18 protein-coding genes are annotated in these 24,613 nt (G+C 72.5%); 9 read left to right on the top strand and 9 right to left on the bottom strand.

The annotated features are described in order from the left end of the window. The first annotated feature begins 154 nt into the window (after window positions 1–154). Both ACIO6U_RS06980 and ACIO6U_RS06975 read left to right on the top strand, forming a co-directional pair. The gene (locus tag ACIO6U_RS06980) at window positions 155–2,389 is read left to right on the top strand and encodes an MMPL family transporter (protein WP_401716249.1); all 2,235 of its coding nucleotides are present in this window, start codon (window positions 155–157) and stop codon (window positions 2,387–2,389) included. Between the two features lie 210 nt (window positions 2,390–2,599). Then, the gene (locus ACIO6U_RS06975) at window positions 2,600–5,407 is read left to right on the top strand and encodes a YfhO family protein (RefSeq protein WP_401716246.1); all 2,808 of its coding nucleotides are present in this window, start codon (window positions 2,600–2,602) and stop codon (window positions 5,405–5,407) included. 71 nt (window positions 5,408–5,478) lie between these two features. Here ACIO6U_RS06975 and ACIO6U_RS06970 read toward each other — a convergent pair whose 3' ends face one another. From ACIO6U_RS06970 to ACIO6U_RS06950, 5 genes are all read right to left on the bottom strand, one after another. Beyond that, window positions 5,479–6,006 carry a methylated-DNA--[protein]-cysteine S-methyltransferase gene (locus tag ACIO6U_RS06970; RefSeq protein WP_401716244.1) on the bottom strand — a complete coding sequence of 176 codons (528 nt, stop codon included), beginning with the start codon at window positions 6,004–6,006 and terminating at the stop codon, window positions 5,479–5,481. Then, complete coding sequence (locus tag ACIO6U_RS06965) at window positions 6,003–7,628, bottom strand: AlkA N-terminal domain-containing protein (RefSeq protein WP_401717126.1); 1,626 nt, start codon at window positions 7,626–7,628, stop codon at window positions 6,003–6,005. Before ACIO6U_RS06965 ends, ACIO6U_RS06970 begins: the two co-directional genes overlap by 4 nt. 155 nt (window positions 7,629–7,783) lie before the next feature. Beyond that, window positions 7,784–8,113: a GNAT family N-acetyltransferase gene (locus ACIO6U_RS06960; RefSeq protein WP_355337894.1), complete on the bottom strand. Its 330-nt coding sequence runs from the start codon at window positions 8,111–8,113 to the stop codon at window positions 7,784–7,786. Next, window positions 8,110–8,319 carry a DUF2630 family protein gene (locus ACIO6U_RS06955; RefSeq protein ID WP_391043593.1) on the bottom strand — a complete coding sequence of 70 codons (210 nt, stop codon included), beginning with the start codon at window positions 8,317–8,319 and terminating at the stop codon, window positions 8,110–8,112. Before ACIO6U_RS06955 ends, ACIO6U_RS06960 begins: the two co-directional genes overlap by 4 nt. 182 nt (window positions 8,320–8,501) lie before the next feature. After that, entirely contained in the window at window positions 8,502–9,404 is a 903-nt protein-coding gene (locus ACIO6U_RS06950; RefSeq protein WP_401717122.1) for a MerR family transcriptional regulator, read from the bottom strand. A gap of 461 nt (window positions 9,405–9,865) precedes the next feature. Between ACIO6U_RS06950 and ACIO6U_RS06945 the strand changes: the two genes are divergently transcribed. The 4 genes from ACIO6U_RS06945 to ACIO6U_RS06930 all read left to right on the top strand — a co-directional run bounded on the left by ACIO6U_RS06945 (window position 9,866) and on the right by ACIO6U_RS06930 (window position 13,808). Then, a complete protein-coding gene (locus ACIO6U_RS06945) occupies window positions 9,866–11,368 on the top strand; it encodes an NAD(P)/FAD-dependent oxidoreductase (protein WP_355337900.1) in 1,503 nt (500 codons plus the stop codon). Next, window positions 11,365–12,531 (top strand): alpha/beta fold hydrolase, encoded by a 1,167-nt coding sequence (locus ACIO6U_RS06940; RefSeq protein ID WP_401716241.1) that lies wholly within the window; start codon window positions 11,365–11,367, stop codon window positions 12,529–12,531. The genes ACIO6U_RS06945 and ACIO6U_RS06940 overlap by 4 nt, the downstream gene beginning before the upstream one ends. Further along, a complete protein-coding gene (locus ACIO6U_RS06935) occupies window positions 12,528–13,448 on the top strand; it encodes an SDR family oxidoreductase (protein WP_401716239.1) in 921 nt (306 codons plus the stop codon). The genes ACIO6U_RS06940 and ACIO6U_RS06935 overlap by 4 nt, the downstream gene beginning before the upstream one ends. Before the next feature lie 123 nt (window positions 13,449–13,571). Next, window positions 13,572–13,808 (top strand): hypothetical protein, encoded by a 237-nt coding sequence (locus ACIO6U_RS06930; RefSeq protein WP_355337909.1) that lies wholly within the window; start codon window positions 13,572–13,574, stop codon window positions 13,806–13,808. Between the two features lie 126 nt (window positions 13,809–13,934). Here ACIO6U_RS06930 and ACIO6U_RS06925 read toward each other — a convergent pair whose 3' ends face one another. Next, window positions 13,935–17,801 (bottom strand): S41 family peptidase, encoded by a 3,867-nt coding sequence (locus ACIO6U_RS06925; RefSeq protein ID WP_401716237.1) that lies wholly within the window; start codon window positions 17,799–17,801, stop codon window positions 13,935–13,937. Between the two features lie 134 nt (window positions 17,802–17,935). After that, a complete protein-coding gene (locus ACIO6U_RS06920; protein WP_401716234.1) occupies window positions 17,936–18,751 on the bottom strand; it encodes a class I SAM-dependent methyltransferase in 816 nt (271 codons plus the stop codon). Between the two features lie 57 nt (window positions 18,752–18,808). Here ACIO6U_RS06920 and ACIO6U_RS06915 point away from each other — a divergent pair, with 57 nt between their 5' ends. Both ACIO6U_RS06915 and ACIO6U_RS06910 read left to right on the top strand, forming a co-directional pair. Continuing rightward, window positions 18,809–19,534: a GntR family transcriptional regulator gene (locus ACIO6U_RS06915; protein ID WP_355337918.1), complete on the top strand. Its 726-nt coding sequence runs from the start codon at window positions 18,809–18,811 to the stop codon at window positions 19,532–19,534. 167 nt (window positions 19,535–19,701) lie between these two features. After that, window positions 19,702–20,163, top strand: a complete 462-nt coding sequence (locus ACIO6U_RS06910) for an ATP-binding protein (RefSeq protein ID WP_401716231.1) — start codon at window positions 19,702–19,704, stop codon at window positions 20,161–20,163. A 152-nt stretch (window positions 20,164–20,315) separates the two neighbouring features. On the opposite strand, the gene ACIO6U_RS06905 is transcribed toward ACIO6U_RS06910, so the two are convergent. Next, window positions 20,316–20,984 carry a hypothetical protein gene (locus ACIO6U_RS06905; RefSeq protein WP_401716228.1) on the bottom strand — a complete coding sequence of 223 codons (669 nt, stop codon included), beginning with the start codon at window positions 20,982–20,984 and terminating at the stop codon, window positions 20,316–20,318. 87 nt (window positions 20,985–21,071) lie between these two features. Continuing rightward, on the bottom strand, window positions 21,072–22,457 hold the full coding sequence (gene gltX, locus ACIO6U_RS06900) for a glutamate--tRNA ligase (protein WP_401310696.1): 1,386 nt from the start codon (window positions 22,455–22,457) through the stop codon (window positions 21,072–21,074). Window positions 22,458–22,640: 183 nt separating this feature from the next. On the opposite strand from gltX, the gene ACIO6U_RS06895 reads away from it, so the two are divergent. Next, window positions 22,641–24,332 (top strand): FAD-binding dehydrogenase, encoded by a 1,692-nt coding sequence (locus ACIO6U_RS06895; protein WP_391162333.1) that lies wholly within the window; start codon window positions 22,641–22,643, stop codon window positions 24,330–24,332. Window positions 24,333–24,613: the final 281 nt, after the last annotated feature.

The raw sequence follows: 24,613 nt of genomic DNA, 5'->3' as shown, positions 1-24,613 counted from the left end.
TTTCCCCGCGCCACTCAGCACGACTCGGCGCCCCGGCACGACTTCCTCAGCACGACATTCCCCGCACCACCGCTCCACCTGACACGCCGCTCTCGTCGTCGGGCTGGTTCCTCACGCCCACATTTCCATCCTCCTGACGGGAGCCCATGCCCCCATGGCCACATTCCTCTACAAGCTGGGCCGGCTCGCTTTCCGGCGACGGCGGTTCGTCGTACTGATATGGGTGGCGCTGCTGGCGCTCGCCGGTGTCGGCGCGGCGACCGCGCCGTCCGCGCCGAGCGACAACTTCACGGTGCCCGGCACCGAGGCGCAGCAGGCGTTCGACCTGCTGCATGAGCGTTTCCCCGGCACGAACGCCGACGGCGCGAGCGCGCGCATGGTCTTCCAGGCACCCGACGGTCAGAAGATCACCGCGGGACCGAACAAGGCGGCGGTCGAGAAGGTCGTCGACGAGCTGAAGAGCACACCGCAGAAGGCGACGGTCGCCGATCCGTTCGCCGCCGGCGGTGACGCGATCAGCAAGGACGGCACCACCGCTTACGCGTCGGTCAGTTACACGGCCAAGTCCTCCGACATCACCGACGCCACGCACACGGCGCTGGAGGACGCGGCGCAGCACGGCAGGGACGCCGGGCTGACGGTGGAGACCGGCGGTACGGCGCTCCAGGCGTCGGTGGAGACCGGGAACAGCGAGATCATCGGTGTCGGCATCGCGGCGGTCGTGCTGCTGATCACGTTCAGTTCGCTGGTCGCGGCGGGGCTCCCGCTGCTGACCGCGATCATGGGCGTGGGTATCGGTATCGCGTCGATCACCGCGCTGGCCAGCACGCTCGGTCTGTCCAGCACGTCGTCCACGCTCGCGTCGATGATCGGACTGGCGGTCGGTATCGACTACGCGCTGTTCATCGTGTCGCGGCACCGGCATGAGCTGATGGAGGGCCGAGAGGGTGAGGACGCGGCCGGCCGGGCGGTCGGCACGGCGGGCTCCGCGGTGGTCTTCGCAGGTCTGACCGTGCTGATCGCGCTGGCGGGCCTGGCCGTGGTCAACATCCCGATGCTGACCAAGATGGGGCTGGCCGCGGCGGCCACCGTCGCCATCGCCGTACTGATCGCGCTCACCCTGATTCCCGCGCTGCTCGGCTTCGCGGGACCGAAGGCGCTCAGCCGCAAGGTCCGCAAGGGGCGCGCGGTCGACACCGGCAAGCCGAACATGGGCACCCGCTGGGCGCGCATGGTGGTACGCCGCCGGGTGCCGGTCCTGGTCGCGGGCGTCGTGGCGCTGGGCCTGGCCGCGATCCCGATGACGAGCATGCAACTGGGCCTGCCCGACGACGGTTCGCAGCCGGTCAGCACGACTCAGCGCAAGGCGTACGACCTGCTGTCCGACGGTTACGGGCCGGGCTTCAACGGGCCGCTGATGGTGGTGGTCGACGCCGCGGCGAGCGACGACCCGAAGGCGGCGGTCGACCGGATCAAGACGACCATCACCGGCTTCCCCGATGTGAAGACGGTCAACGCGCCCGCCTTCAACACCAAGGGCGACACGGCCACCCTTTCGGTGGTGCCGGACTCCAAGCCGAGCAGCGCGCAGACCGAGGACCTGGTGCACGCGATCCGCGGGCATCAGGGTGAGTTCACCGGTACGACCGGCGCGCACGTCCTGGTCACCGGCACCACGGCGATGAACATCGACGTGTCGCAGAAGCTGAACGACGCGCTGGTGCCCTACCTGGCGCTGGTCGTCGGCCTGGCGTTCCTGCTGCTGATGCTCGTGTTCCGGTCGGTGCTGGTGCCGCTCAAGGCGGCGCTCGGCTTCCTGCTGTCGGTGCTCGCGGCACTGGGCGCGGTCGTGGCGGTCTTCCAGTGGGGCTGGCTGTCCGGCCTGATGGGCGTCGAGCAGACCGGGCCGATCATGAGCATGATGCCGATCTTCATGATCGGTGTGGTGTTCGGTCTCGCGATGGACTACGAGGTCTTCCTCGTCACCCGGATGCGGGAGGCGTACGTCCACGGGGAGTCGCCGAGCCAGGCCGTCGTCACCGGCTTCAACCACGGTGCGCGGGTGGTGTCCGCCGCGGCGGTCATCATGATCAGCGTCTTCGCGGGCTTCATCGGCTCCTCCGAGTCGATGATCAAGATGATGGGCTTCGGCCTCGCGATCGCGGTCGCCTTCGACGCGTTCATCGTTCGTATGACTATCGTCCCCGCCGTGCTGGCGCTGCTCGGGCGTTCCGCCTGGTGGCTGCCGCGCTGGCTCGACCGCGCGCTGCCCAATGTGGACGTCGAGGGTGAGCAGCTCCGCAAGAGCCTCGGTGACACGGTGACTTCCGGCGGCGGCGCCTCGGGGACCGGTGCTTCGGAGGAGGAGCACGAACCCGTACGCGTCTGATCATGTGACGCTGTCGGTTGTGGCTTCGTCCAGTCGGACGCGGCACCAGGTGACGCCGTCCGTTGTGTGATCCTCCACCCGTCCGGTTGCCTTCGGGCACCGGGCGGGTGTTTGACGTTCACCTCGGAGTCGGTGGAATGTCGCGTTCCTGTCTGTCGGGGATGCCTAATATCTGGCGACATTCACAGAACATGCGTACCGGGGGAACCGATGGCACCTCAAGAAGTCCCTCCGGGAGCGGTCGGGCGCGTGAGGTCATGGTTCCTCGCCGCGCGCACACGGGCGGCGCTGCTCGCCGCGGGCATCGCGGCGGTCGCCTTCTGTATCGGTGACGCGGTCGCGGGCAGCTACCCGTTCGGCTCGCGCACGCGCAGCGTCAATGACCTGGGCAATCAGTTCGTCCCGTACCACGCGCACCTGTGGGACCTGCTGCACGGCAGGGCCGACGGCGGGCTCCTGCTCAACTGGCAGTCCGGCTACGGCAGCAGCTTCCTGCCGGACCTCGGCACGTATGTCTCCAGCCCCTTCGCGCTGCTGGTCGCCTTCTTCCCGCGCGACCGGATCGACCTCGCCGTCTACGCCGTGACCGTGCTGAAGATCGGCGCCGCCGCCGCGGCGATGGCCGTACTGCTGCTGGCGCTGCGCCCCGGCCGGTGGTGGGCGGCGGGCGCGCTCGGCGCGTCGTACGCGCTGTGCGGCTGGACGGTGATGCTCGCGTCGTACAACCCGATGTGGCTGGACGGCCTGATCGCGTTCCCGCTGCTGTGCCTGGTGGGGGAGTGGGCGCGGACCGCGCGGCGGCCGTATCTGAGCGTCCTCGTGGTCGCCCTGTGCTGGATCGCGAATTTCTACACCGCGTATATGGCGACGATCGGCGCCGGGCTCGTCCTCATCGCCCGGCTGCTGACCGAGCCCGACCGCGGCGACACGACCGCGCCGGACCGGACCGCACAGGACGGGACAGCACAGGACGGGACCGCACCGGGCGTCGGCGGCCCCGGCGGTACGCGTGCGCCGCGCGAGTGGCTGCGCGCGCTGGGCAGGGCGGCGCGCAGCATGGTGCTCGGCATCGGCCTGTCCGCGCCGCTGGTGCTGACCATCTTCAAGGGGACGAAGCTCGCCTATCCCGGCCTGGTGCAGGAGTTCGAGCCCAAACCGTGGTCGGACCTGCTCGGCCGGATGCTCCCCGGCACGTACGGCTTCACGACGCCGTCCACGTACATCGACACCGCGGCGCTGCTGCTGGCCTTCGCGCTGCCCTTCCACCCGGCGGTGCCGCGCCGCACGCGCACGGTGTGGACGGTGCTGGTGCTGGTGGTCACCGCGTCGTTCCAGTGGAAGCCGACGCATCTGCTGTGGCACGCCTTCACCACGCCCAACGGCAGCGCGTACCGCGAGACGTTCGTGCTCAGCGGGATGATGGTGATCGCCGGGTGGTTCGCCTTCGCGCACGGTCTGCCCGGCCGGCGTCAACTCGCGTGGGCCACGGGCGTGATGGCGGCGCTGGTGGCCGTCACGCGCTTCGGTGCGGAGAAGGGCGTCACCGGGCAGGGCACGTATCCGCTGCTCGCGCTCGGCCTGGTGGCCACGATCGGCGCCCTGTTGCTGCTGCGCTGGGCGGCGGACCGGTCGCAAGGCGGTGCCGCGCCCACCGGGGCTACCGCGGCCACCGGGGCTACCGCGCCCGCCAAGGCTACCGCGACCGCCACGCTGCCCGTGGTGCTGGCCGCCACGCTGCTGATCGGCGCCCAGATCGGGCAGTCGGCGCTCACCAACGCCTGGGACGTCAGGAAGCGGCTGGCGACCATGGACGACTACGGGCAGTGGGGCCAGCGCGAGACGTACCAGTACGACGCCGTCGCGAAGGCCGACGGCTGGCCGGACTACCGCACCGATCCCGGACGCGAACAGACCGTCGGGAACGACCCGTTGATGGTCGACGGCCAGGGCGCGCAGTACTACAGCAGCCTCACCGCCGACGTGTGGACGAAGACCCTGATGGCGCTCGGCGGCGGCTGGACCTCGCGCGGCCGGTCGTTGCAGAGCCTCGACAACCCCGTCACCGACGTCATCTTCTCGGTCGGCGCGCGCGTCCACTCGCGCCGCGACCCGCACCAGGTGCATGTGAACCCGCCGCCGAACGTGCCGCCGACCGTCACCCGGCAGGACGTACCGCCGCTGGTGACGATGCGCGACGCCGCACCGGCAGGGCGCTACGGCCTCTCGCCGTACCGGAACCAGGAGTTGCTGCTCGGCTCCGCCGTCTACACCCCGACCAGCGCCGAACTGCGCGACAGCAAGGGCCGGTTGATGCCGCGCACCCCGAAGGGGTACCGGGTCACCGGGTACGTGCGGCATCCGCGGACCAGTACGTACTCGCTGCGGACGTCCTGCCCCGCGGGCAGCGAAGTGTACTTCTGGTCACCGGACTTCAAGGGTCAGGTCACGCTCCCCGGCGCCGCGCCGGTCGACTTCCTCGGCCGGATGCCCACCCACCGCGCCGCCGTCGAGCGCCTGGGCGAAGTGCCGCGCGGCGGCGGGAAGTTCGCCCTGAAGGTACGGGCCCTGGAACCCGGCACCCTCTCCTCGGACGGCGTCGGCTGCCTCGACCGGGGCAGGCTCGCCGCCGCCGAGCGGAAGCTGGCGGCGGGCGCCGCCACCCGCGTCCAGGTGACCGACGACGGCATCAGCGCCCAACTCCCCTCCGGCGCGCACGGATTCGCGGTCGTCGCGGCCCCGGCCATCACGGGCTGGAGCTGCGCCACCGACAACGGCTCCAGGCACCCCGCGCGCTCCTACCTCGGGCTGATCTCCGTGCCCGTCACCGCGGGCGCCACCTCGGTCTCCTGCTCCTTCACCCCGCCCGGCCTCCACCTCGGCGAGGCGATCGGGGGCGCCTCACTGCTCGGCGTCGCGGCCCTCGCGGCGTTCGGCTGGTGGCGCGGGCGCCGCCGCCCCGAGGAGGACGGCGACAGCGAACCGGTACGGCCGGTGCCCGCGGCGCTGGTCGAGAGCTGAGGCGGCCCCTGCGCCTCAGAGCGGCACCGGAGACTTCCGCACCTCAGAGCGGCACCGGAGGCTCCCGCGCCTCAGAGCAGCACCGGCTGCTGGACGCCGTTCTCCATCGCCAGCAGCCACCGCTTGCGAGGCAGCCCGCCGCCGTAACCCGTCAGGTCGCCGCCCGCGCCGACGACGCGATGGCACGGCACGATGACGCCGATCGGATTCCTGCCGTTGGCCAGGCCCACCGCGCGGGAGGCGGTGGGATGGCCGAGGATCGCGGCGAGTTCGCCGTACGAGACGGTCTCGCCGTACGGGATGTCGCGCAGCGCCGACCAGACGCGCTGCTGGAAGGGCGTGCCCGACATCGCCAACGGCAGGTCGAAGCGGGTGAGTTCGCCCGCGAAGTAGGCGTCGAGCTGGGCGCGGGCGGCGGCGAAGACGGGGCTGTCGCCGCGCGGGCCGAAGGTCTCCTGCGCGGGGCGGTGCCGCTGCTCGGTCATGTAGAGGCCGGTGAGGGCGCAGCCGCGGGCGACGAGGGTCAGTTCGCCGCAGGGGCTGTCCACGACGGTGTGGACCGGGTGCTCCGCCGAGGGGGCGGGGCGGTTGGCGGTCATGAGGGTGAAGTCCCTTTCTCATCGGTGGTGTTGGGGGGCAGGACGTTGATCGGGTGGTCACCCGTCGCCCACAAGTACTGCGTGGCGTAGGCCCGCCACGGCGACCAGGCGGCGGAGTGCCGTACCAGCGCCGCCGGAGTCGTCGGCAGGCCGAGGTCGCGGGCGGCGTACCGCACGCCGAGGTCGGTGGCCAAAAAGGCGTCGGGGTCGCCGAGCGCCCGCATCGCGATCGTCTCGACCGTCCACGGCCCGAATCCGGGCAGCGCCGAGAGCTGGGCGCGGGTCCGTGCCCAGTCGCTGCCGACGTCGAGGTCCAACTCGCCGCTCTCCAGGGCCCGTACGAGCGCGGCCAGGGTGTTCCTGCGGGTCTGCGGCATCGCGAGGGCGGCGGGGTCGAGTCCGGCGAGCGCGGCGGGAGCGGGGAAGAGGTGGGTGAGGCCGCCGCCGGGGTCGGTGACCGGCTCGCCGTGCGCGAGCACCAGACGGGCGGCGTGCGTACGGGCCGCCGCCGTCGAGATCTGCTGCCCGAGGACGGCGCGGACGGCGAACTCCGGCCCGTCCGTGACCCGCGGCACCCGCCGCCCCGGCGCCTTCGCCACCAGCGGCGCGAGCACCGGGTCCGCGGACAGCAGCGCGTCCACCGCTTGCGGGTCCGCGTCCAGGTCGAGCAACCGGCGGCAGCGGCTGATCGCCTGCGCCAGGTCACGCCAGTCGGTGAGCCACAACTGGCAGGCGATGTGGTCGGGTTGGGGCCGCAGCGCCACGATCCCGGTGCCGTGCGGCAGCCGCAGCGTGCGCCGGTACGCGCCCGCCCGCCACTCCTCGACGCCCGGTACCGCGGTCGCGGCGAGGTGCCCGAAGAGATTGTCCGGGGTGAGCGGCCGGCGGAACGGCAGCCGCAGTGACAAGGTGCCGGTCCCCGCGGCCGGACGCCCCTTGGCGACCCGCGCCCGCAGCTCGCTCGGCGACAGCGCGAAGACCTCGCGCACGGTGTCGTTGAAAGCGCGGATGCTGGCGAAGCCCGCCGCGAAGGCCACCTCGCCCATCGGCATCGCGCTCGTCTCGATCAGCAGCCGCGCGGTCTGCGCGCGCTGGGCACGCGCCAGGGCCAGCGGCCCGGCGCCCAGCTCCGCCAGCAGCTGCCGCTCGACCTGCCGGGCGCTGTAGCCGAGCCGCGCCGCGAGGCCCGGCACCCCGTCGCGGTCCACCACCCCGTCGGCGATCAGCCGCATCGCGCGCGCCACCAGGTCGGCCCGCTCGTTCCACCGCGGCGAGCCGGGGCTGGCGTCCGGGCGGCACCGCTTGCAGGCCCGGAAACCGGCCTGCTGCGCGGCGGCGGCGCTCGGGTGGAAGGTCATGTTCTCGGCCTTCGGCGGCACCACGGGGCAGCTCGGGCGGCAGTAGATGCCGGTGGTCAGCACCGCGGTGTAGAACCATCCGTCGAAGCGGGCGTCCTTCGACCGGACGGCGCGTACGCAGGTGTCGAAGTCCGGGACGGCCGCGGCCGACCCGGAGTCCCGGACCGTTCCCCCGGCGGCGTTCCCGCTCGCGGCCCTGCCCGCAGCCGCGACCGCAGCCCTAGTCGCAGTCCTAGCCCTGTCCGTATCCGTATCCGTATCCATGTCCACCCCACCAGCATCGCCCGTCGTCAGGCTTCCGGTCTGGCGGAAATCCGACATGGACGTCGGGGCGCGTGCGGTGCGGGGGCGGCGGTACGGGCGCGGCGCTGCGGGCGGGTCGGTGCGGGAGGGTTAGGGGCCCCCGTACGTACGGGGGCTCAGTCGGAGACGTTGCTCGCCGGTACGTAGAGCAGATCCGCGTACTCCGGGTGCTTGCCGAGCCAGCCCTCGAAGAACGGGCAGATCGCCAGGACCCGCAGGCCCTGCGCGCGGGCGGCGTCCAGGGCGGTGCGGGCGAGCGCGGAGCCGACGCCGCGGCCCTCGTAGGCGTCCTTCACCTCGGTGTGGATGAACGCGATCATGTCCGGGGTGCGCAGATACGCGGCCACCCCGGCGATGTCGTCGCCGATACGTGCCTCGTACCGCTTGCTCTCGGGCGCGTCGGTGACCGTGACGTCACCGTGGACGGAGGCGGCGCCGTCGCTCATGAGCGGTAGTTCTCGACGGTGGAGGCCGGGCGGACCTTCGCGTCGCCGGGGTCCTCGCCCGCGTCGGTCAGGGCGCGGCGCTGCCGCAGCAGGTCCCAGCACTGGTCGAGCTCGCGCTCCAGGGCGGCGAGCCGCTCCTGTTCCGTCGCGCCGTCGATGCTGCCTGCGGCGAGCAGGTCGCGCAGCGCCTTCTCGTCCGCGACCATCGCGCTGATCCGGCCCAGAATGGCCTGGTCTGCCGAGGAGTCGTTGGGCTGTTGCACGGGGCACCTCCCGGGTCGGTACGGCCTTGTGGTCCACTCTCGCAGGTCGTGCGGCGGCGCGCTCGCGATGTGCGGGGTGATGTGACGGGTCAGACGCGGCCGGTACGTCGGGCGCGGTGCGTACGTCAGGCGCCGGCGGTGGGTTCGGCCGGGTCCGTACCGATTTTCGTACCGCCGTCCGTACTGCCGCCCACACCGGCCTCCGCGCCGCCGTCCGTACTGCCGCCCACACCGGCCTCCGCGCCGCCGTCCGTACTGCCGTCCACATCGGCTTCCGCGCCGCCGTCCGTACCGCAGGCCGCGCCGCCCTCCGCCCGCTCCGCCTGCTGCCGCAGCCAGGCGTCGATCTCGGCCCGTACCCGCCGCTCCATCGCGAGCCCCATCTCGGCGTCGACGATGTTCTTGGCGAGGGGCCGCAGGCGTTGCAGGGACTCGGCTATGCGGTGGGCCTCGGCGGGCGGGAGGTCGTCCATGGGCCCGATGACGTGGGTGCGGATGACCTGGGTGAAGAGGTCGGCGAGCGCGTCGGTGTGGGCGCGTACGCCGCGTCCGGCGGCGAGGACGGCGGCCAGCGGCACGCCCTCGTGGACGAGGGCGGCGGAGGCGTCGAGCAGGCGGCGGCTGATGTGGATGACGTTCTCGCCGTCGACGCCGATGTAGCCGATGTCGAGGGCCGTCGTCAGATTCTCCGGGGTGACGTCCTCGCCGAAGTAGTCGGCCAGCTCCTCGGGGGTGAGGCGGACCGGGGTCTCCTCCGACCAGGGCGCGGTGAGCGCGCCCTCCAGGCCGAGCAGTTCGGCGACGCCGCCGAGCGTGCGGCCGTTCTCCCACGCGCCGATCAGTTCGGCGATGCCGCCGAGGGTGTGGCCGCGCTCCAGCAGCCCCGCGATGGTCCGCAGCCGGGCGAGGTGGGCCTCGGAGTACCAGGCGATCCGGCCGTCCCGGCGCGGTGGCGGGAGCAGCCGCCGCTCACGGTAGAACCGCAGCGTCCTGACGGGGATACCGGCCGCCTTGGCCAGCTCCTCCACGCGGTACTCGCGCTCGGCCGCTGAGCCGCTGCCGGAGCCGTCGCCCGCGCCGTGGTCCCCCGCGCCGCCGCTTCCGTTGTCGTCCACGCGGCCAGCCTATGTGCTGTTCGGGGCTGTCCGACCCCGCCCCTGGGCAGGTATTCCGTCGTGACATCCGCCGCCGCGCGCCCGGCCGTACGCCCCCGTGTCCGGACCCGTACGCTCCGTCGCGCGCCCCGCCGCCCGGACGCGTACGCCCCCGCCGTACGCCCCGTGTCCTGGCCCGTACGCCCCACCGCGCGCCCGTCGTCCGCCACCGCGCGCCCCGTCGTCCGGGACCCCACGCCCCACTCCGCGCCCCACGTACGGACGACTTCCGCCCCTACCCCTACCGGAGGTAACCCGGCATGGTCTACAGTCCGAACCGTGCCAGTGATTGCTGGCATGATCGACGGGGGCACAATTCGGCGGAAGGCGGTGCCATGGACGAGCTCGAACACGTGCGGGTGGCGGTGATCGGGTCCGGGTTCGGCGGGCTGGGGGCCGCGGTACGGCTGCGGCGCGAGGGCATCACGGACTTCGTGATTCTGGAGCGCGCGGACTCGGTCGGCGGGACCTGGCGCGACAACAGCTATCCGGGCTGCGCCTGCGACGTGCCGTCGCACCTGTACTCGTTCTCCTTCGCGCCCAACCCCGACTGGCCGCGCGCCTTCTCCGGGCAGGAGCACATCCGGGCGTATCTGGAGCGGGTCACCGACACCTTCGGGCTCCGCCCGCACCTGCGGTTCGGCGCCGAGGTGCGGCAGGCCCGCTGGGACGGCGAGGCGAACCGCTGGCACCTGACGACCGCGGCGGGCGAGCTGACCGCCGATGTCGTCGTCTCCGCGACCGGGCCGTTGTCCGACCCGAAGATCCCCGACATCCCCGGGATCGAGGACTTCCCCGGGCGCGTCTTCCACTCCTCGCGCTGGGACCACGACTTCGACCTCAAGGGCAAGCGCGTCGCCATGGTCGGCACGGGCGCGTCCGCGATCCAGATCGTGCCGTCCATCCAGCCGGAGGTCGCGCGGCTGACCGTTGTGCAGCGCACCCCGCCGTGGGTGATGCCGCGCGTCGACCGCGGGGTCAGCGCCGCCGAGCGCTGGCTGCACGGCAAGGTCCCGGCCACCGCCAAGGCGCGCCGCGGCCTGCTCTGGCTGATCAGGGAGTTCCAGGTCGGCGCCTTCGTACGGCACCCGAAGCTGCTCAAGGCCGCCGAGCGGATCGCGGCCAACCACCTGAAGCGGTCGGTGAAGGACCCGGAGCTGCGCGCCCGCCTCACCCCCGACTACACCATCGGCTGCAAGCGCATCCTGCTGTCCAACACCTACTATCCGGCGCTCGCGCAGCCCAACACCGAGGTCGTCACCTCCGCGCTCAGCGAGGTCCGCGGCTCGACGATCGTCACCGCCGACGGCACCGAGCGCGAGGTGGACGCGATCGTCTTCGGCACCGGCTTCCACGTCACCGACATGCCGATCGGCGACCGGGTGATCGGCGCGGACGGCCGCACGCTCGCCGAGCACTGGAAGGACGGCATGGCCGCGCTGCGCGGCTGCGCGGTCGACGGCTTCCCCAACCTCCTGTTCATCATCGGCCCCAACACCGGCCTCGGTAACAGCTCGATGATCCTGATGATCGAGTCGTCGCTGAACTACGTCGCCGACTTCATGCGCACCCTCGACGCCACCGGCGCCGCCGCCCTCCAGGCCAGGCCCGAGGCCGTCACCGCCTGGAACGAGGAGATGCAGCGCCGCGCCGCCCGTACGGTCTGGAACACCGGCGGCTGCGAGAGCTGGTATCTCGACGCGAACGGGCGCAACACCACCGCCTGGCCCGGCACCACCGCCGAATTCCGGCGCGCCACCCGGCAGTTGAAGCTCTCCGAATACGAGGTGCTGGCCCCGGTCGCGGGTCGGCGCGAGGCTGTGGAGGCCGTGTCATGACGGTGCCCTACGAGGCGGTACGCGCCCGCCGCGAGCTGACCGTCGTCTCCGCCGACGGCACCCGGATCCACGTCGAGGAGTACGGCCGCGCGGACGGCCCGCCGCTCGTCCTCGCCCACGGCTGGACCTGCTCCACCCTCTTCTGGGCCCCGGTCGTCCGGGCGCTCGCCGCCGACTTCCGGGTCATCGCGTACGACCAGCGCGGGCACGGGCGCAGCGCGTCGCCGCGGTCGCGGGCGGGGTACGGGACGGCGCAGCTCGCCGACGATCTGGAGGCGGTGGTGAGGGCTGTGCTGCCGGGGGGCGCTTCGGGAGCCGGTGCTTCGGGAGCCGGTGCTTCCGGGGCCGGTGCTTCCGGGGTCGGTGCTTCCGGAGAGGGTCCTTCCGGCGACGGAGACGGCGGCGGCACCGGTGACGGCACCGGTGACGGCTACGACGGTGAGAAGGCCGTGCTGGTCGGCCACTCCATGGGCAGTATGACGATCATGGCGGCCTCCGGGCGTACCGCCGTCCAGGAGCGTACGGCCGCCGTCCTCATGACCAGCACCGGCAGCGCCCGCCTGCTCGGCTCGACCCAGGTGCTGCCGCCCCGCTTCAGCTCCCGGCGCGTCCGGCGGGCCTTCCACCGGCAGCTCCTCGTATCCCGGCTGCCGCTCGGACCGGTCACCCCGGTCTCGCGCGCGGCGCTCAAGTACGGCGTGCTGGCGTCCGGTTCGACCCGCGAGCAGGTGGCCTTCTCCGCCCGTATCGTGCACGCCTGCGGTGCGCGGCAGCGCTCCGAGTGGGGGCGGGTGCTCGCCGCGCTCGACCTCGACGCGGAACTGGCCGCGCTCACCGCGCCCACGGCCGTGCTGGTCGGCACCGCCGACAAGCTCACCCCTCCGGTGCACGCGCGCGGCATGGCCGCCGCCCTGCCGAACTGCACCGACCTGATCGAGCTGCCCGGGCTCGGCCACATGACCCCGATCGAGGACGCGGACGCGGTGGTCGCGGCGGTACGGAAGCTGGCCGCGGCCCATCTGCGGGTGGGCGCCGCGTCCGGCGACGCGCGCGCGGTGGACGACCCGCACACCGACCCGCGCACCGACACGCGTACCGGCACAGGTACCGGCACACTTACTGACCCGCTCACCGACACACGGACAGAGGAGAAGAGCGCATGAGCAGCCGTACGGACAGCTCGCTCGACGGGCAGGTCGTGGTGGTCACGGGGGCGGCGCGCGGGGTGGGGGCGCTGCTGGCGCGCAAGCTCGCCGCGCGGGGGGCGACGCTGGCGCTGGTCGGCCTGGAGCCGGACGAGCTGAAGAAGGTCGCCGAGTCGATCGGGGCGCGGGCGGGCTGGTGGACCGCCGACGTCACCGACCGGGCCGCGATGGCGGCGGTGGCCGAGGAGGTCGCCGAGCGCTTCGGCCGGGTCGACGTCGTCGTCGCCAACGCCGGGGTGGCCACCGGCGGCCCCTTCCTCGACTCCGACCCCGAGGCGTTCGACCGCGTCATCCAGGTCAATCTGCTGGGCAGCATCACCACCGCCCGCGCCTTCCTGCCCGCGCTGCTGCGGTCGCGCGGCTATCTCCTCCAGATCGCCTCGCTGGCGGCGCTGACCCCGGCGCCGCTGATGGCCGCGTACTGCGCGAGCAAGTCGGGTGTCGAGGCCTTCGCGCACTGCCTGCGCGGGGAGGTGGGCCACAAGGGTGTCAAGGTCGGCGTCGGCTACCTGAGCTGGACCGACACCGACATGGTGCGCGGCGCCGACGAGGACGACGTCCTGCGCGGCCTGCGCTCCAAGCTGCCCTGGCCCACCAACCGCACCTATCCGCTCGAACCCGCCGTCGACCGTATCGCCGCCGGGATCGTGCGCCGCTCCCCGCACGTCTACGGGCAGGCGTGGCTGCGCGGCATGCAGTCCATCCGCGGCTACCTCCCGTCCGTCATCGGCGGCGCCCTCGGGCAGCGGCAGATGCGGCAGGTCGAACCCGCCCTCGCCCGCGCGGCCGGTACCCACCGCGGCCTCGTCGGCCGGGGCGGCGCCGCCGACGAGACGGCCCGCTCGGCCGGCGCGACCACGGGACCAAACGCCTGAGCCTCACGCTCCGTGATCCCAAAGCCCTTGCCACGCTGGGCTTTTCGTCCCGAGATGCGCACTTCGCGCACCCGTGTAAGTCTGGTCGAGGCCCCATCCCCACAGACTCCAGGAGGAGTGATCATGGGCGCTTTCGACCAGTTCAAGGACAAGGCCAGCGAGTTCGCCGACAAGGCCAAGGGCGCGGCCGGCGACCAGCGCGACAAGGCGGCCGAGTCCGCGGACGACGCGCGCGACAACATGCAGCGCGGCACCCAGCAGGACCAGGGGCAGCGGGACCGTCGCTCCGACGTCGAGGACCCGTCGCAGGACCGCCTCGGCTCCGAGTCGAGCGACGCGGACCAGGACGACTGGGCCTGACGTCACGCGAACACCGTGACAAAGAAGGGGCACCCCCTCGGGGGTGCCCCTTCTCCCTTGTGCCCACGGCCCGTTCTCCTGTCCGCCGCGCCCGTTTCTGTCCGCCGCGCCCGTTTCGCGGTGTGTTCAGCGCGGGGGGAGTGGGGGGCGCTGGCGGTTGGGGCGGGTGGTGAGGTCGGGCGGGGTGGCGGCGGGGTGTTCGGCCAGGAGGGCGAGGGCGGTGCGGACCGCGACGTCCATCTGGCCGTGGCGGCCCTCGGCCCAGTCCAGCGGGGTGCGGAGGGCGTCGATGTCGGGGTCGACGCCGTGGTTCTCGACGGACCAGCCGTACGCGTCGAACCAGGCGGCGTTCATGGGGACGGTGATGACGGTGCCGTCGCCGAGGCGGTGGCGGCCGGTCATGCCGACGACGCCGCCCCAGGTGCGGGAGCCGACGACCGGCCCTATGCCGAGGAGTTTGAAGGCGGCGGTGATCATGTCGCCGTCGGACGACGTCGCTTCGTCGGCGATGGCGACGACCGGGCCGCGCGGGGCGTTGCCGGTGTAGGAGACCGGCTGCGCGTTGCGGGTGAGGTCCCAGCCGAGGATGGTGCGGGTCAGCTTCTCGATGACCAGTTCGCTGATGTGACCGCCCGCGTTGCCGCGGACGTCCACGAGCAGGGCGTCGTAGGCGACTTCCATCCGCAGGTCGCGGTTGAACTGCGCCCAGCCGGAGCCGCCCATGTCGGGGATGTGCAGATAACCGCACCGGCCGCCGCTCAACTGCCGTACGACCGAACGGCGTTTGGCCACCCAGTGCTGGTAGCGCAGCGGGCGTTCGTCGATCAGCGGGACGACGGCGACGCGGCGGGGCGCGCCGCGGCGGCCCGGTCCGACGAAGGTCAGCTCGACGGTGGTGCCGCCCGCGCCGGCCAGCAGCGGATACGGTCCCGCGTCCGGGTCGACCGGCCGCCCGTCGATGTGGGTGAGCACCGCGCCCTCGCGGATGCCCGTACCGGCCAGCGGCGAACGGGCCTTGGAGTCCGACGACTCGCCCGGCAGGATCCGTACGACCGACCACGTGCCGTCCTTGCCGTGCTGGAAGTCGGCGCCGAGCAGGCCGATGGGGCGCTGGTAGTGCGGCGGGCCCTCGTTGCGGCGGGCGGGGGCGACGTACGCGTGCGACGTGCCCAGTTCGCCGAGGACTTCGCGCAGCAGGTCGGCGAACTCGTCGGGCGTGGCGACGCGTTCGACCAGCGGGCGGTACTGGTCGAGGATCGCGGGCCAGTCGACGCCGCACATGTCGGGCGCCCAGAAGTAGTCGCGGATCAGCCGCCCGGCCTCCGCGTACGACTGCCGCCACTCGGCCGTCGGGTCCACCTCGTGCAGGATGCGGCGCATGTCGACATAGACCGTCGAGTCGTCGTCGCCGCGTTCGGTGGCGGGCAGGACGGCCAACTCGCCCTCGTCGAAGACCGCCAGGCGCTGGCCGTCGCCGCTGACCGCGTACCAGTCCATGTGGTGGACCAATTCGGTCCGCTTGGACTTGGTCAGGTTGTAGTACTCCAGCGTCGGGCGGGCGGAGGGGTCGGTGGGGTTGGCGAAGGTCTCGCCGAGCGCGCCGGAGATCGGCCAGCGCAGCCAGACCAGGCCGTTGTGCACGGGCTCCAGCGCCGAGTACTTCGACGCGGGGACGGGGAAAGGCGTCACCCGGTTCGCCAGGCCCTCCACCTCGACGACCACCGGGCCGTCGCCGCCGCCGCTCTCGCCCGGGTCGAGACCGCCGCCGATGGGACGGCCGTCGACCGGCAGCGCGAAGGGTGACGGCGTCGCCGAGTTCAGCGGCACCAGATACGGGCGGCAGCCGAGCGGGAACGACAGGTCGCCGGTATGAACGTCGTACACCGGGTCGAAGCCGCGCCACGACAGGAACGCGAGGTAGCGGCCGTCGCGGGTGAAGACGGGCTGCTCGTCCTCGAAGCGGCCGTTGGTGACGTCGATGATCGACTGGTCCGACAAGCGGGCGATCTTCACCGAGCGCAGACTGCGGCCGATACCGGGGTGCGACCAGGTCAGCCACGCCGAGTCGGGGGAGAAGGCCAGGTCGCGGACGGGGCCGTTGGTGGAACGGATCAGCTCGTCGACAGTGCCCGCCATGGTGCGGCCGTCGGTTGTGTGATCGTCCAGCGGTACGCGGCGCACGCCGTTTCGCGTGCCGTCACCCGCGCCGCCGGGCTCGTCGCCTGCGTCGCCCATCTCGCCCATCTCGCGTACGTCGCGTACGTCGCGTACGTCGGCCCGTACGTCGTCCCCTAGGCCGTACGGGTCATCGCCCTCGTCACCGTCCGAGTCGTCCTCCGCCTCCCCGGTCGTGACCAGCAGCAGGCGGCCGTCGTTCGTGGCGACGGCCAGCGTGCCGCCGTCGGGGGAGGAGACCAGCTCCAGGACGCGGCCGAGCTTGCCGACGGCGAGGCGGGTGGGGCGGTCCGGCTCGTGGCCGCCGCCGGTGACGTCGTCGTCCGTGTACACATCGGTGTCGGGCGATTGGCCGTCCGAGCCGGGGGTACGGGTGGGGCCTTCGCCCTTGCCGCGGCCGGCCGCGGGGTCCGTGTAGACCGTGCTCGAACGGCTGACGTCCGCGCCGCCCTTGCCGCCACCGGCCTTGCTCCCGCCGCCCACCCCGCCACCGGCCCTGCCTCCGCCTGCTGTGCCGCCGTCGCCCGCCCCACCGCCTGCCCCGCCGCCTGCCCCGCCGTCCGCCTTCTCGCCACCCGCGACCGGCACCACATCGGTCAGCTCCTCCGTCACCTCGGTGACGTCCTCCGCCTCCGTCACCTGCGCCTTCGCGTCCGCCGCCGCGGAATCCCGCGCGCCGCCGCGGATCGCCGCCCGCGACGCCCGCCCCGGCAGGTGCGCCAGCTCGATCCCGTCCTCGCCCTCCGCGTCCGTGACGAATGCGACCAGCCCGGTGTCGCCGAGCATCTCCGGCAGCCGGACCCGCGCGCCGGGCTCGTCGGCGATCGTCCGGGCGGGGCCGTCGCGGTGCGTGAGCCAGTAGAGGCTGCCGCGTACGCAGACGGCGCTGGCCCGGCCCGTACCGTCCATGGCCAGGCTGTCCAGATTCGAGGCCGCGGGCACCTGGTACGGGCGCTGCCCGCTCCTCGCACCGCCCAGCCGGATGTCCAGGCGGCGCGGCCGGGCGTCGGGCGCCGCCAGGTCCTCCACCAGCCACAGCTCGCCCGCGCACTGGTACACCACCCGCCGGCCGTCGGTGGCGGCGCTGCGGGCGTAGAACTCGGCGTGGTCGGTGTGCCGCCGCAGATCCGTACCGTCCGGGTGGCACGAGTACAGATTGCCGATGCCCTCGTGGTCGGAGAGGAAGGCGATCCGGCCCGACACGAACATCGGCGACGCCAGGTGACCGTCGATGTCCGGAACCAGCCGCTCGCCGTGCAGCCACAGCCGCCCCGTCGCGCCGCCGCGGTACCGCTTCCACGCGTGCGGCTCGTGCGGCGGCGTCCCCGTCAACAGCAGGGTGCGGCGCTCACCCGGCTCCCCGTTCTCGTCGCACACCGCGATGTCCGACACCGGCCCCCACGGCAGCGGGCCGCCGGGCCCGCCGTCCACCGGCACGCTGTGCGCCCACGTGTGGTACGCGAACGGCTGCCCGTGCGACGACACCGCCAGCACCTGGCCGTCCGGCGTCCACGAGCACACCCGGGTGTCGGAGCTGCCCCAATACGTCAGCCGCCGCGACTCCCCGCCGTCCGTCGGGACCAGATACACCTCGGGGTCCAGGCTCCGCCAGGTCGTGAACGCGATGGTCGAACCGTCGGGCGACAGCCGCGGCGGCCCCACCCGCGTCCGGTCCGCCGTCACCCGCCACGCCCGCCCGGGCGACCCCCCGGCCGCCCCCAGCGGAGCCACCCAGATGTCGTCCTCGGCGGCGAAGCTGAGCAGGTCGCCGTGGAGATGCGGGAATCGGAGGTACGCGCCGTCGCTCACCCCTCCCATGGTTCGGCCCCCGGAAACCCCCGGCAACTTTTCGCCACCTTGCGCCCCCGCCTCGCCCCCGTCCGCCGCCCATGCGCCCCGCCCCGGGCGCCCCGGGGGACCCCGTCCCACAGACCTTGGCCAGGCGGCCGGCGTCAGGCGGTCCCCACCGCCAGCAGGTGCGATGCGGCGGACAGCAGCTCCGGGTAGGGCTCCGCCAGCCGGGCGGCGGTCAGAGCCGCGGCGAACATCGGTGAGTCGGTCAGAGACTCGCCCGTGTGCTGCTCGGTGGCCTTCAGCAGTGCCCAGGCCGGGCCCTCGACGCCGAGGACGGTCACGTCGGTGAGGCCCGCGCAGGTCAGCTCATCCGCCAGCTCCGCCGCCGTATGGAAGTAAGCGGCTGTGAAGCCCTTGCGTCCGGGGTCGTGGCGGCCCGTCGCCAGGATGTCACCGACGGCGTCCCGGACGCGGTCCTTCGTCAGCAGCGTCGTCGCGGTGTGCTCGAAGAGCGAGGCGTACCGTCCGATCGCGGCGGCGGCGACCATGCCGCCAGGCCGTACCACCCGCCGGGCTTCCGCTAGCGCCTGATCGCGGTCGGCACGCTCCAGCAGGTGGTAGAGCGGTCCGAGCAGCAGGACGGCGTCGTACGTCCCGGCCCCCGCGCTCAACGCTCGCGCGTCGCCCAACTCCGTGGTGCAGCCGACCGACTTCGCGTGCTCCACATGCCGTTCGACCGGGTCCACCAAGTGCACCCGGTAGCCGTCCTCGACCAGCCACTTCGCATGCACCCCGGCCCCGCCGCCGACATCGAGCACAGCGGCGGGCGCGGGCGGCAGATGACGCCGCAGGATCTCCCGGGTCCGCGCCAACTCCAGCGCGCCGTCGGCAGAGGAGGTCAGACGCGTCGACTCGTCGAATACCGAGCCGTAGAAGTCCAGGATCTCGGACGCTACATGGGGTGCGGTCGCCATGGTTGTGATGGTCTACCCTGACCGGTCAACCTGTCCACCGAACGGGAGTGCCCCGCCATGCCCAAGCTCAAGTACGAAGAGATCGCGGATTCGTTGCGGGCCCGGATCGCCGACGGTGAGTTCGGTTCGGGAGACGTCCTGCCGTCGGGGCGGGATCTGTGCGAGCAGTGGTCCGTGTCGCGGGCGACGGTCATCAAGGCGATGGATGTACTGAGGGGAGACGGCCTCGTGGCGGCTCGCCAGGGGCAGGGATTCCACGTACTCGCAACGCCGTTGGCGCGTCCCGCCGGTCGGCGCCGGGCAGACGCCACGCGCGTGACCGGTGGTCACCCCTTCCGACGGTTGGGCAAGCCTGTTCACGAAACGCCGCCCGACCGTGTCGCAAGGATTTTGGACCTTGCCGCGGGCGTGTCCGCTCTGCGGCGTGACCGCTTGGTGCTGCTTGACGACGGTGCTCCGCTGTCGCTGGTCACGGCGTGGTTTCCGGCGGACATCGCGGCGGCCTGTCCGAAGCTGACTCAGGCGGGTCCGATCGCCGAAGGGACGACCCATTACGTGGCCCGCCAGACCGGGCGTTCACCGGCGCGGGGTACCGACCTCACGAAAGTGCGCCTGGCGACGTCGGCGGAGGCGGAGCAGTTGCGACGTGAACTACCGCTCGCAGTCGCGGTCGTGCTCCATGTCGCGCACGACAAGGACGGCCGGGTTCTCGTCGCAGAAGAGGGCGTCACTCCTTCCGACCTGTGGGAGCTGACGGACAACTACCCGATGAGTCACGGATAGTTGACAATCACTTGACTGGACCGGTCAACCGGTCCAGTCTCAAGGGGGGGCGATTTCCTCGCACCCCTTGTTCGTCGTTGGCGTGCCGCGCGGGGTCCAGGCCGGGATCGCCGCACATGCGGCACGTCTGCGTATGACTTCGCTGCGCTACACGAAGGGAACCGTTCGTGACTGATGACAGCGCTGCGCTCAAGGCCGGAGTCTTACCCGCGGCCGTATCGAGATTCTTCGACGCGAAACGTGAATCGGTCGGGCTGGCACGCGAATTCGCCGCAGGGGCTCTGAGGGCATGGGGGTTGTCGCCTGTCGTTGACGACGTGCGGTTGTGCGTATCGGAGTTGGCGTCGAACGCGTTGGCGCACGGGACGCGGCGGGGGCACGGGTTTTTGGTGCGGGTGGTGGTGGAGGACGGGTGCGTACGGCTGGAGGTGCATGACAGTCGTGACGAGGAGGGGGAGCGGAGGCCGCGGGTGTGCGAGCCCGGTGCGGCGGATGTACGGGGGCGGGGGCTGTTGATCGTCGCGGCGGTCGCGGACGGGTGGGGGGTCGAGGGGCGGGAGCCGTTCGGGAAGGTGGTGTGGGCGCGGTTCAAGGGGGTGGCTTCCGGGCCCGCGGGCGGCCAGGGGTAGTGCGGGGGGGCCAGGGGTGGGTGGTGCGGGAAGACCCGGTCGAGGCCGGGCGCAGTTCGTCGTCATCGCCTACCGCACGGGCCTGGCCCACGCCGCCCCGGAGAGCGGCGCGGACGGCCGTACGTGGTCAAGTGGTGGGGCAACGGCTACGGCTACGGCCGCGGGTAGCCGATGGCCGCGATGTCGTCGGCCAGTTCGGGGAGCGTGAGGTCGGGGTTGAGCGTGGTGACGACCTCGGCGGTCAGCGGGCGCAGGGCGAGGACGTGGTGGACGGGAGCGGGGGCGACCGGGACCTCGTAGTAGTCCTCGGCGAAGGCGCGGTAGGCGTCGGCGTCGCGGTCGGTGAGCAGCGGGAAGAGGAGCCCGGCGCCGTCGGGGTCGCCGTCGGGCGCGTCGGGGAACTCGATGGCGCCGCCGGTCCGCCACGCGGTGTCGGCGGCCTGCCGCCAGAGGCAGGCGGTGACGACGGGCATGCCGTCCTCGTCGCTGAAGGCGGGCTCCTCGACGCAGGGGCGGAAGACGTCGGGGACGTCGTCGAGGACACCGGGCCAGGGGCCGTCCTCGACGTAGGGGCTCATCCGGGACTCGTGGGCGAAGCCGCGGACGTAGGCGCCGAGGGGGGAGAAGACGATGGAGTATTCGTCGCCCGAGCCGTTGCTCATGGAGGCCATCTCCTCGACGTCCGACCAGTGCGCGTCGAAGGAGTAGAAGCGGCTCTCCCACGACGGGCTGAGTATCGCCTCCAGCATGGCCAGCGCGCGGCAGTGGTCACGGAGCACGGGGATGGCGGGGAGCCGCCGGGCGGTGTCGTAAACGGTCACGGCGGCGACCGTACGCCGTCCGGCGGCCGGTCCCGATGCCGGGTCCGGCGCGGCGGTGTAAGACCCGCCGCGCCAGGGTGGCGGGTCTTACGACTCGGCGGGCGTCTCCGACTCCAGCCGGGTGCGGGCGGCCTCCAGGCGGGCCAGCGCGCGCTCGCGGCCGAGGGCTTCGAGCGACTCGAAGAGCGGCAGCCCGACGGTGCGGCCCATGACGGCGACGCGGATGGGCGCCTGGGCCTTGCCGAGCTTGAGGCCGTGGGCGGCGGCGATGGACTCCAGGGCCGCCTTCAGGGGCTCGGCCGACCAGTCGGGAAGCGCGCCCAGTTCATTGGCTGCGTCGCGCAGAAGATCCGCCGCGCCCGCCTTCATCGCCTTGGACCACGACGCGTCGTCGCGCACCGGCTCGTCGAGGAAGAGGAAGTCGACGTACGACGTGATCTCGGACAGCAGGGCGATCCGGGTCTGGGCGAGCGGTGCGACGGTCTCGAAGACGGCCTCGTCGTACGACAGCGGGTCCCAGGTGGCGTGCGGGGCGGTCAGCCACGGCGCGCAGGCGCTGACGAAGGCGGCGGGGGACAGGGCGCGGATGTACTCGCCGTTGAAGGCGGTGAGCTTCTTGACGTCGAAGAAGGCCGAGGAGCCGATGACGTCCTCGATGCGGAAGAGCCGCTCCAGCTCCTCGTAGGGCAGGATCTCGCGGTCGTCGCCGGGGCCCCAGCCGAGCAGCATCAGGTAGTTGACCATGGCCTCGGGCAGGTAGCCCTCGGCGAGGTAGTCCTCGAGGGCGACCTTGTCGCGGCGCTTGGAGAGCTTCTGCCGCTTCTCGTTGACGATCACCGGCAGGTGCGCCCAGGTGGGCGGGGTGGCGCCCAGCGCCTCCCAGAGGAGCTGCTGCTTGGGCGTGTTGGACAGGTGCTCCTCGCCGCGGATGACCTGCGTGACGCGCTCGTCGAGGTCGTCCACGACGTTGGCGAGCAGGAAGACCGGGGAGCCGTCGCCGCGGGCGATGACGAAGTCCTCGATGGAGCTGTTGGGGAAGGCGGGTTCGCCGCGGATCAGGTCGACCACGACCGTCTCGCCCTCGTCCGGCGTGCGGAAGCGCATCGCCCGCCCCGGCTCGTACGCCAGCCCGCGCTCGCGGCAGAAGCCGTCGTAGCCGAGGTGTTCGGAGCCGGTGCGCTCCTTGAGCATGTCGCGCGTGCAGTCGCAGTAGTACGCGCGCCCCTCGATCTGGAGCCGGGAGGCGGCCTCGCGGTGCCGGTCGGCGTTGTGCGACTGGAAGTACGGGCCCTCGAAGGCGGGGTCGGCGCCGCTGATGCCGATGGCGGCGAGCGCGCTGATGATGCCGTCGATCCATTCGGGCTTGTTGCGCGCCGCGTCGGTGTCCTCGATGCGCAGGACGAAGGTGCCGCCCGACTGTCGGGCGACCGCCCAGTTGTAGAGGGCGGAACGGGCGCCGCCGACGTGGAACATACCGGTCGGGGAGGGGGCGAAACGGACGCGGAGCGGGGCATCAGACATGGCGTGAATCCTACCGAGCCGGGTCGGCGCCCCGCGCCTCGGATTATGCGGGGTCCCGATGCCGCTGACCCGCGCCCGCCGCTCGCGTAACGTGCTCGTCACTACGTTGACTACTGGCGAGTAAGGAGCGGTCGGATGGCGCTGGACGCGGATGTCGTGGTGGTGGGCGCGGGGCTGGCCGGTCTGGTGGCCACGGTCGAGCTGGCGGAGGCCGGACGGAAGGTGATCCTGGTCGACCAGGAGCCCGAGGCGTCCCTCGGGGGCCAGGCGTTCTGGTCCTTCGGCGGGCTCTTCTTCGTCGACTCGCCCGAGCAGCGCCGGATGCGGATCAAGGACACGCCCGACCTCGCGCTCCAGGACTGGCTCGGCACGGCCGGCTTCGACCGGCCCGAGGACTACTGGCCGCGCCGCTGGGCCGAGGCGTACGTGCACTTCGCCGCGGGTGAGAAGCGGGCCTGGCTGCACCAGCGCGGCATGCGCTTCTTCCCGGTGGTCGGCTGGGCCGAGCGCGGCGGCTTCCTGGCCACCGGCCCCGGCAACTCCGTGCCGCGCTTCCACATCACCTGGGGCACCGGGCCCGGCGTCGTCGCGCCCTTCGCGCAGCGGGTGCGCGACGAGGTCGCGCGCGGGCGGGTCGAACTGCGCTTCCGGCACCGGGTGACCGGCCTGACCCGTACCGGCGACGCCGTGGACGGTGTGACCGGCGAGGTCCTGGTGGCCAGCGACGTGGCGCGCGGCGAGGCCAGTTCGCGGGAGACGGCGGGCGCGTTCGAACTGCGCGCGCAGGCCGTGGTCGTCACAAGCGGAGGCATCGGCGGCAACCACGATCTCGTACGGGCCGCCTGGCCCAAGCGGCTCGGCACCCCGCCCGGCAAACTGCTCTCCGGCGTTCCCGCGCACGTGGACGGCCTGATGCTCGGCATCACAGAGGCGGCGGGCGGAAGGTTGATCAATGGTGACCGGATGTGGCACTACACCGAGGGCATCGAGAACTGGAACCCGATCTGGGCCCGCCACGGCATCCGTATCCTGCCCGGCCCTTCGTCGCTGTGGCTGGACGCCACCGGCAAGCGGCTGCCGGTCCCGTACTTCCCCGGTTTCGACACGCTCGGCACCCTGGAGCACATCATGGGGACGGGCCACGAGTACACCTGGTTCGTCCTCACCCAGAAGATCATCGAGAAGGAATTCGCGCTGTCGGGCTCCGAGCAGAATCCGGACCTGACCGGGAAGAGCGTGCGCGACGTGCTCAAGCGCGCGCTGCCGGGGGCGCCGGGGCCGGTCGAGGCGTTCAAGCAGCACGGCGTCGACTTCGTGGTGGAGAAGGACCTCGGCGCCCTGGTGCGGGGGATGAACGCCGTAACGGGCGAGGGGCTGGTCGACGAGGCGGTCGTACGGCGCGAAGTCGAGGCGCGCGACCGCGAGATCGCGAACACGTACACCAAGGACTTGCAGGTCACCGCCATTCGCGGGGCCCGCAACTACCTCGGCGACAAGCTCATTCGCACCGCGTCGCCGCACCGGCTGCTCGACCCGAAGGCGGGGCCGCTGATCGCCGTGCGGCTCAACATCCTGACCCGGAAGTCGCTCGGCGGCCTGGAGACCGACCTCGAAGGGCGCGTCCTGCGCGGCGGGTCGGAAGGCGCGGAGGACGGCGGCGCGGCCGGTCGCGGCGAGGTGCTCAGCGGGCTCTACGCGGCGGGCGAGGCCGCGGGATTCGGCGGCGGCGGGATGCACGGATACCGGTCGCTGGAGGGGACGTTCCTCGGCGGCTGCATCTTCTCCGGGCGCGCGGCGGGGCGGGCCGCCGCGGCCGCGACGGCATAACGCGCGAGCGGGCGCCGGGGGTTCCGCCCCCGGCGCTCCCTCCGTGCCCCGGCACCCGGCCGCCCGTCCGGGCGGGTCCGCCAACCGTCATGCGTTTCAGAGGTGTTGGCGCCCGGCCCCCGTCCGGGACCAACTCCATGGACGTAGCGCCAAGCATTGACAGGAGCGGACCGCCTGCCCACTATGGGAGCGCTCCCACGTTAAGAGCGTGTAACCGAACCATGCTTCACCGCACCACCTCCCATGACCCCGCGAAGTCGTTTCGAGGGGTCCATCCCCCC

It is taken from the genome of Streptomyces sp. NPDC087422 (assembly GCF_044744145.1).
Taxonomy (GTDB): domain Bacteria; phylum Actinomycetota; class Actinomycetes; order Streptomycetales; family Streptomycetaceae; genus Actinacidiphila.
This window is presented reverse-complemented; position numbering and strand designations above follow the sequence as displayed.

Bases quoted from the DNA above. Each gene is read 5' to 3' on its own strand.
- ACIO6U_RS06980 (WP_401716249.1), top strand. From the start codon at position 155: ATGGCCACATTCCTCTACAAGCTGGGCCGGCTCGCTTTCCGGCGACGG.
- ACIO6U_RS06975 (WP_401716246.1), top strand. From the start codon at position 2,600: ATGGCACCTCAAGAAGTCCCTCCGGGAGCGGTCGGGCGCGTGAGGTCA.
- ACIO6U_RS06970 (WP_401716244.1), bottom strand. From the start codon at position 6,006: ATGACCGCCAACCGCCCCGCCCCCTCGGCGGAGCACCCGGTCCACACC.
- ACIO6U_RS06965 (WP_401717126.1), bottom strand. From the start codon at position 7,628: ATGGATACGGATACGGATACGGACAGGGCTAGGACTGCGACTAGGGCT.
- ACIO6U_RS06960 (WP_355337894.1), bottom strand. From the start codon at position 8,113: ATGAGCGACGGCGCCGCCTCCGTCCACGGTGACGTCACGGTCACCGAC.
- ACIO6U_RS06955 (WP_391043593.1), bottom strand. From the start codon at position 8,319: ATGGTCGCGGACGAGAAGGCGCTGCGCGACCTGCTCGCCGCAGGCAGC.
- ACIO6U_RS06945 (WP_355337900.1), top strand. From the start codon at position 9,866: ATGGACGAGCTCGAACACGTGCGGGTGGCGGTGATCGGGTCCGGGTTC.
- ACIO6U_RS06940 (WP_401716241.1), top strand. From the start codon at position 11,365: ATGACGGTGCCCTACGAGGCGGTACGCGCCCGCCGCGAGCTGACCGTC.
- ACIO6U_RS06935 (WP_401716239.1), top strand. From the start codon at position 12,528: ATGAGCAGCCGTACGGACAGCTCGCTCGACGGGCAGGTCGTGGTGGTC.
- ACIO6U_RS06930 (WP_355337909.1), top strand. From the start codon at position 13,572: ATGGGCGCTTTCGACCAGTTCAAGGACAAGGCCAGCGAGTTCGCCGAC.
- ACIO6U_RS06925 (WP_401716237.1), bottom strand. From the start codon at position 17,801: ATGGGAGGGGTGAGCGACGGCGCGTACCTCCGATTCCCGCATCTCCAC.
- ACIO6U_RS06920 (WP_401716234.1), bottom strand. From the start codon at position 18,751: ATGGCGACCGCACCCCATGTAGCGTCCGAGATCCTGGACTTCTACGGC.
- ACIO6U_RS06915 (WP_355337918.1), top strand. From the start codon at position 18,809: ATGCCCAAGCTCAAGTACGAAGAGATCGCGGATTCGTTGCGGGCCCGG.
- gltX (WP_401310696.1), bottom strand. From the start codon at position 22,457: ATGTTCCACGTCGGCGGCGCCCGTTCCGCCCTCTACAACTGGGCGGTC.
- ACIO6U_RS06895 (WP_391162333.1), top strand. From the start codon at position 22,641: ATGGCGCTGGACGCGGATGTCGTGGTGGTGGGCGCGGGGCTGGCCGGT.